Consider the following 7,984-nt stretch of genomic DNA (forward strand, 5'->3'; position numbering starts at 1 on the left):
CCTAGTTTTTCTTATAGCTTACACGGTAGATTACATTGGCGTAATCATCGCTTACCAATAGACTGCCATCGCCTAACTCTGCAAATGCAACAGGGCGTCCAAATGTTGTTTCGTCTTTCATAAAACCAGTAATAAATAGTGTATATTTAGTTACGCGACCTACTTCAATTGTTGCCAGCCCTACTTTATAACCTGACTTTTTAGAACGATTCCATGAGCCATGTTCAGCAACAAATAACTGCTGCTTATAACTTGCTGGAAATTGCTTACCGTTATAAAAATGAATGCCCAGTGGTGCTACATGTGCAGGGAGTGCAAGTGCCGGCGACGTGTAATCGGCAATATTTTTGCCTGCACCAAATTCAGGATCGATAATCGCACCGGCGTGTACATACGGAAAGCCAAAATGCTCACCTTCTTTAGTTGCACGATTTAATTCATCCGGCGGAATATCATCGCCCATCATGTCGCGACCATTATCAGTAAACCATAGGGCTTGAGTGGCAGGATGAAAATCAAAACCAACTGAGTTTCTTACCCCTTGCGCTATGGTTTTTATTTGCTTTGTTTCTACATTTAACGCAAAAATTCGACCAAAGCGTTCATCCTCAGCACAAATATTACATGGCACACCAACTGGAATTATTAACTCACCCGTTGGCGCAAAACGTAAAAACTTCCAACCATGATGACGCTCAGACGGCAATGCGTTATAAACAACATCAAACTTTGGATCTTTTAATTGGGTATCAATATTTTTAAAGCGAATTATACGGTGTACTTCACCTACATATAAATCACCATCTTTAATGGCGATACCTGAGGGCATATTTAACCCCTCAGCAACCAACATTTTTTTATCTGCTACGCCGTCGCTATTATGATCAATAAGTGCATATACATTACCCGCCTTGCGAGAACCTACATATACAATACCTTTTTTTGAAACTGCTATTTGACGGGCATTTTCTACATTATCTGCAAATAAACTAATTTCAAATCCGGCTGGAACTGTAAGCTTATCGAGTATATTTTTCGCCATTACAGGGCTACTAACTAATCCAAGCAGTAGCAGTGTATTAAGTAACCTTTTCATATGCCTCTCCTAGGTTTCAGCGCTTACGCTGGCTAAACTTGTGCTTTGTTACCATGATCTTCTAACCATTGACGACGATCTGGCGATCGTTTTTTAGCAAGTAGCATATCCATCATTTCCATGGTTTCTACTTCATCTTCTAAAGTAAGCTGTACTAAACGTCGTGTATTAGGGTCCATAGTCGTTTCGCGCAACTGCAGCGGATTCATTTCGCCTAGACCTTTGAATCGTTGAACGTTTACTTTACCGCGTTTTTTCTCAGCTTCAATACGCGCTAAAATTGCCGTTTTCTCTTGCTCATCTAGAGCGTAGTAAACTTCTTTGCCAATATCGATTCTAAATAAAGGTGGCATTGCAACATACACATGACCTGTTTTTACTAACTCAGGAAAGTGACGTACAAACAGTGCACACAATAACGTCGCAATGTGTAATCCATCCGAGTCAGCATCGGCTAATATACAAATTTTATTGTAGCGTAATGCCGACATATCCGTTGATTCTGGATCAATACCCAATGCCACTGAAATATCGTGTACTTCTTGTGATGCCAGTATTTGACCTGACTCAACTTCCCACGTATTTAAAATTTTACCACGTAGCGGCATGATAGCCTGAAATTCACGGTCTCTTGCTTGTTTAGCAGAGCCACCAGCAGAATCACCTTCCACTAAAAACAATTCGGTACGGTCGTTGTCTGCCGCACTACAATCGGTAAGTTTACCTGGTAAAGCAGGACCTGCAGTAACACGTTTACGCACTACTTTTTTAGCTGCACGCAAGCGAGTTTGCGCATTTGAAATACATAACTCAGCTAATAACTCTGCGGTATCGGTATGTTCATTTAACCATAAACTAAACGAGTCTTTTACAACCCCCGATACAAATGCAGAACACGAGCGTGATGATAGTTTTTCTTTTGTTTGGCCTGCAAATTGAGGGTCTTGCATTTTAACCGACAACACATAACTACAACGATCCCAAATATCATCAGGAGTCAGTTTCACACCACGTGGGAGTAAGTTTCTAAACTCACAAAATTCACGCATTGCTTCAAGCAAGCCTTGGCGTAAACCATTTACGTGTGTACCACCTTGTGCGGTAGGAATAAGGTTTACGTAGCTTTCAGCTATTGATTCACCACCTTCAGGTAGCCATACAACAGCCCAATCAGCGCCTTCAATTGAGCTTTTAAATTCGCCAACAAATGGGTCTTGCGGTAGGGTTTCAAAACCTTTAATTGCTTCAACTAAATAATCTTTTAAGCCTGTTTCGTAAAACCATTCTTGGGTTTCTTTTGTTTGTTTGTTAACAAACTTAATACGCAGCCCAGGACATAAAACCGCTTTGGCTTTTAATAAATGGTTAAGTTTAGTAATTGAATAATTTGGTGAATCAAAGTAGCTAACATCAGCCCAAAAACGAACCGTAGTACCGGTGTTACGCTTACCGACTGTACCAATTACGTTTAAGTCTTCTACTTTATCGCCGCTTTCAAATGCCATTCTAAATTGCTGAGCGTCGCGTCTTACTGTTACTTCTACACGCGTAGATAACGCATTTACAACCGAAATACCTACCCCGTGCAAACCACCAGAAAACTGATAGTTTTTATTAGAAAACTTACCACCGGCGTGTAATTTAGTGAAGATCAGCTCAACCCCAGGTATCCCCTCTTCCGGATGGATATCAATAGGCATACCACGACCATCATCACTAACTTCGAGTGAGTTATCTTCGTGTAAAATCACGTCAATACGCGTGGCGTGACCGGCCATGGCTTCATCGACACTGTTATCGATAACCTCTTGACCTAAATGATTGGGACGTGTTGTATCTGTGTACATCCCTGGGCGTCTTTTTACCGGATCTAATCCATTAAGTACTTCAATGGCTTCGGCATTATAATTTTGATCACTCATAATTTTTATCTTTATATGCGCTAAGGCTATGCTCAGCTAGTTTTACGTGACTTTAAGAAAATCTACAATACTTGCAAAGGTGCTCTCGAAACCGGTGTAACTGTGGTCGCCACCAAATTCTACTAGCTGCTTGCATTGCGAATAATAATTTACTGCGTGTTGAAAATTTAACACTTCATCGCCCGTTTGCTGTAATAAATAGAGCAGTTCAGGGTGTTTTAATTCATTTACAGCCAAAGCTTTGAGCGCTTCTATATGACTATTATTTAAATCATAATGATAATCTTGATACGGATTGTAATTAGGTCCAATCAATGACTGTAATAAGTTGTATGGTGCTACTGCGGGATTTATTACCACTGCAGGAATTTGATAACGCTGCGATAAATATGTGGCAAAAAAACCGCCAAGCGAACTTCCTAATAATACGGTATTAGGTGTTAATAACTGCTCAAGCTTAATGATTGCTTGTAAAGGTTCGTGGTTTAAGCACGGCACACAATAGTCAACTTCATAGTGTGCCATAAGCTCACCAAAGCGCACAGCTTTATATGATTTTTGTGAGCTATTAAAGCCATGAATATAAATTACTCGTTTAGCCATACCACTTCCGTTCTTATGCTTATTTTATCTTGTTTTGAAACTATATAAAGCATTCTATAAGCTGCACCACAATTTTGTTGCAACCACTGCGAGCTATGTTTTTTAAACTGCACCGAACTTGCTGGAGTAGAAAGAATATTAAGCCCTCTAAAGCTTTGCTCATATTCGTTATGAACATGCCCATAAAACATTGCATTTACTCGGTCACTATTTACCAATACATTTAAAAGTTGCGGACCATTTTCAAGCATATGCTTATCAAGGTAGCCATTTATTGGTAGAGGATTGTGATGGCAAAATATCACTTTGCTGTTACTTGATTGAATCAAGCACTGTGTTATTTCATCTAAATGGGTATCTGTCACCCAACCTGCGGGTGTAATCCCTTTAGAATTAATTAGTAATAACTCTATGCCATTAGCAATAACATGCTTGGCACTTTTTATTTGCCCATCACTAATTTGATTAAACAATGCAATGTCGTCGTGATTACCTGGCAGCCAAAATACAGGACACGTTAAATCACTGCTTATAATTAGTTCTTTAAATAATAAGTAAGATTCAAGACTGTGATCTTGTGTTAAATCGCCACCAAATATCACACAATCAAGTTGTTGTGTCGCCATATGCGCAAGCGCTTGTTCAAAATGATCAGCCGTATTTATACTAAAATACTCACCAGTTCTATCTGCAAACAAATGACAATCAGTGACATGTGCAATAGTTAAAGATGATTTATCGAATGTATACGTATCATCAAACCAAGCCATTGTTTACATCCCAGTTTAAAGTCGCTTGTCCGTGCTCTACACAAGCAACTAACCAGTCATATAAAAAAGCATTAAGCTGATACTTTTCGTCTTTTTGATGCATTTTAGGATTAGGGTAACCATAAGAAGGTTTTATACGTTGATGGTAATCGTGATGAACAATTTCAGCCACTTTGGCATCGTGATACATTCTAACTGTTAAATACAGCGGCTTAATACCTTTAACCATCCCTGTTAATTGTTTAATAGAAATATCCATAGTGTACTTAGCGCTGCCATCAATTTTTGTAGCAAACTCACTGTTACCTAACTTCACTTCACGAATACTTCCTATATCGCGATCACTTGGTAACAACTTTAATAGTCGTAAGTAATTATGCTCACAAAGTGTTAAATACTTTGGAAGGCTTTGAATATATCGTTGGGTTGTTAAAAGTGCTGTCAAAATACCGCCATAATATTAGTAAAAGTTTATGCCCATTTGTTTGTCATTTTCTCACGATTTAGTGCAAGCCACTGCATACAAATAACCGTTGCTGCATTATCCATTTCACCATTATTGAGCCGTGTAAGTGCCTCATCAACGGTTAATATGTGAGTTCTAATATCTTCGCCTTCAGTTTCTAAACCATAAACGCCAGATTTAACTTCGCTTAAATCAGCGCGCGCTAAATATAAATGCAAACGTTCAGTTGTACCGCCTGGACTTGAAAGATACGACAACATAAATTCAAGTTCAGTTAAATTAAGCCCTGCTTCTTCAAAGGCTTCTTTTTTAACTACCGCTTCGTAATCTTCATTGCCATCGGTCATACCCGCTATACATTCTAACAGCCATGGAGTTTGTTTGCTTTTAATAGCGCCCATACGTACTTGCTCAATTAAAAGTATAGTGTCTGATACGGGATCGTAAGGTAATACAGCGATTGCATCGCCTCGCTCTAAAATCTCTCTGCTAATAATTTTTGAAGTTCCGCCTGCAAACAATGCATGTTCAAATTGATATAAATCTAATTGAAAAAACCCCTTATAAAGAGATTGTACCGACTTTATGGTCACATCTTTATGGGTAAATTGAACCAAATTTTTATTAGCCATATGGCTACCTCTTGCTTATCTAATAAATTAAAATCCGTTAATATATTCTGTTACACTTGAACGTATCGTTTTACTCTTTTTTTTTTTAGTTATTAAGTAAAACACGTTACCATGCTTTTAGTATAAAAATTGTCTAAGGACTGAATCCCACATGAAAAAGAACATTCTTGCGGCGCTGGTTAGTTTATCATGCGCATTAGGCACTACAGCAGCTAACGCTGAAGATTTACTACAAGTTTTTGAAATAGCCACAGCTAACGATCCTACTGTGTTAAAAGCAAAAGCCCAAGCTGATGCACAATCTTATCAAAGCGATTTAGCAATGAGTACGCTCTTGCCGCAAATTGGTTTGACTATGGGTTATGAAAAAAGTGACGCAACGTCTTATCAAAGTGTTGGTGATTTAGCTAGCCAAGTAAAAGTTGAAAGCGACACAGACCAATTCACTCGTGGTGTTAGCTTAAGCCAAACCTTATTTGATTTAGGTGCTTGGAATACTTTAGATATTGCCGACAAACAAGCTTTACAAGCTAGCGGTTTGTACGATGCAGCAAAACAAAATTTAATTGTACGCGTTGCTGAAGGTTATTTTAACGTATTAAGTGCAAGCGATAACCTTGAATTTGTTGAAGCTGAAAAACGCGCAATCGAACGTCAACTTGAGCAAACAAAACAACGTTACGCTGTAGGCTTAACCGCTATTACTGACGTACACGAAGCGCAAGCTGAATTTGATAACTCAGTAGCACAACAAATTATTGCCGGTAATGCTGTAGAAACCGCACGTGAAGAACTTCGTGAAATTACAGGAAAATACCACGCTAAATTAGACTTTTTGAATACCGATACATTTTCAACAACTAAACCAGTTAAGCGTTCAGAAGACTTTGTAAAAGTAGCTGAAGATAACAACATTAACTTACAAGTGTCTAAGGTTACGGTTGATATTGCTAAGGATCAAATTGAATTAGCTAAAGCGGGTCATTATCCAAAATTAACATTAAGTGCAAGCTACGGCGATTCACTTACTAACCGCGAAATTAATGGCGCTAACTTTGATGATCAGCCTAGAGCAGACTCAAGCTCTGTAGCACTTAATTTTAGCGTACCGCTATACTCAGGTGGTGCAACAGTTGCGGCAACAAACCAAGCGCGTGCATTTTATGTATCGGCTANGCTAGCCAAGATTACGAAACTAATTACCGCGCTGTAACTCGCTCGGTTATTACATCTTATAATCAAGTCGTTTCTGATATCGCAACTTACAGAGCACTAGAGCAAGCTGTTGTTTCTGCCCAAAGCGCACTTAAAGCAACAGAAGCAGGCTTTGAAGTAGGTACTCGTACTATTGTTGATGTGCTAGTAAGTACACAAAATTTGTATGATGCAAAACGTAACCTTGCTGATGTACGTTACCGTTACGTGTTATCAACCCTTCGCTTAAAACAAGCGGCTGGTACATTAACAAGTGAAGATTTAGTTGCTATAAACCAAGGTTTAAAAGCAGCTTAAATTGCACAACTAAATATAATGTAAATTTATTGAAAGCCAGCGTTTAGCTTAACACCGATCAGTTAAGGTATTTTTGATCGGTTGACCGATCTTTTGGTTGCTTCACAATACCCTTATCATCTTTTGATTATGAGGGTATTTTTATGCTTAGTCATTGGTTACTTGATACGGATATATTCGCCACTCCTGACTCTTTATCTACATTTCAGAAACATATCCCTCTTGAGTGGATTTCTAATGTGCTCGAGCAGACCGATAAAGCAAGTATTCGCAAACGTAAGTTACCTGCTGAGCTTGTCGTCTGGCTTATCATTGCAATGGGTCTTTTTCGCGACCGCTCTATTAGTGACATTGTTGAGAAGTTAGATTTAACACTCACTGATACCCTGGGCGATACGGTTGCTCCAAGTGCTATTCCTCAAGCGAGACAGCGCCTCAGTAGCGACCCCCTCCAAGCCTTATTTCACCTATGTGCAGCCCATTGGACACAAGAAGAAGATGCTGATGATACGTGGTATGGACTCCGGTTATTTTCTGTCGATGGAACGCAATTTCGTGCACCTGATACACCTGCTCTTGCTGAGCACTTTCACTATATTAAGCACAGTAAAAACCGTCATACAGAATATCCTATTGTACGCCTATGCGCCTTAAGCTCCTTGCGTAGCCGGTTGATACACCACGTTGCCTTCGGGCCCAGTTATCAAGGTGAGGTGAACTACGCAAAGCAGTTATTTAGTCATGTAAGTAATAACAGTCTAACTATTTTTGACCGATGTTATCTCAGCGCTGAGCTACTGATTAATTGGCGTAAGCAACACCCACAGTCGCACTGGATGGTCCCGATTAAAAGCAACACGCAATACACCGTCATTGAATCTTACTCTGAGCATGACTTCAAAGTAGAGATGAGTGTATCTGCGCATGCCAGAAAACAAGACCCTTCGCTTCCTGAGTGCTGGCAGGCCAGACTGGTTCTTTAT

7 protein-coding genes and 1 pseudogene are annotated in these 7,984 nt (G+C 39.4%); 2 read left to right on the top strand and 6 right to left on the bottom strand.

The features are described 5' to 3' along the window. Position 1: 1 nt before the first annotated feature. Genes L647_RS0113045 through L647_RS0113070 form a run of 6 tightly spaced genes read right to left on the bottom strand, consistent with a single transcriptional unit; the run spans position 2 to position 5,489 of the window. Positions 2-1,096 (bottom strand): PQQ-dependent sugar dehydrogenase, encoded by a 1,095-nt coding sequence (locus L647_RS0113045; protein ID WP_024611485.1) that lies wholly within the window; start codon positions 1,094-1,096, stop codon positions 2-4. Between the two features lie 32 nt (positions 1,097-1,128). Further along, positions 1,129-3,018: a DNA topoisomerase IV subunit B gene (gene parE / locus L647_RS0113050; RefSeq protein ID WP_024611486.1), complete on the bottom strand. Its 1,890-nt coding sequence runs from the start codon at positions 3,016-3,018 to the stop codon at positions 1,129-1,131. Positions 3,019-3,060: 42 nt separating this feature from the next. Further along, entirely contained in the window at positions 3,061-3,621 is a 561-nt protein-coding gene (locus L647_RS0113055) for a YqiA/YcfP family alpha/beta fold hydrolase (RefSeq protein ID WP_024611487.1), read from the bottom strand. Then, complete coding sequence (locus L647_RS0113060) at positions 3,606-4,391, bottom strand: metallophosphoesterase (protein ID WP_024611488.1); 786 nt, start codon at positions 4,389-4,391, stop codon at positions 3,606-3,608. The genes L647_RS0113055 and L647_RS0113060 overlap by 16 nt, the downstream gene beginning before the upstream one ends. Further along, positions 4,378-4,836: a DUF1249 domain-containing protein gene (locus L647_RS0113065; RefSeq protein WP_024611489.1), complete on the bottom strand. Its 459-nt coding sequence runs from the start codon at positions 4,834-4,836 to the stop codon at positions 4,378-4,380. The genes L647_RS0113060 and L647_RS0113065 overlap by 14 nt, the downstream gene beginning before the upstream one ends. 26 nt (positions 4,837-4,862) lie before the next feature. Then, complete coding sequence (locus L647_RS0113070; protein WP_024611490.1) at positions 4,863-5,489, bottom strand: NUDIX domain-containing protein; 627 nt, start codon at positions 5,487-5,489, stop codon at positions 4,863-4,865. 151 nt (positions 5,490-5,640) lie between these two features. On the opposite strand from L647_RS0113070, the pseudogene tolC reads away from it, so the two are divergent. Both tolC and L647_RS0113080 read left to right on the top strand, forming a co-directional pair. Next, positions 5,641-7,001 (top strand): annotated as a pseudogene (gene tolC / locus L647_RS01000000124195) (outer membrane channel protein TolC). Between the two features lie 143 nt (positions 7,002-7,144). After that, positions 7,145-7,984, top strand: an 840-nt coding sequence (locus tag L647_RS0113080; protein ID WP_024609746.1) for an IS4 family transposase, incomplete at its 3' end; no start/stop codon positions are given.

This window comes from Pseudoalteromonas sp. TB64, from assembly GCF_000498095.1.
Classification (GTDB): domain Bacteria; phylum Pseudomonadota; class Gammaproteobacteria; order Enterobacterales; family Alteromonadaceae; genus Pseudoalteromonas.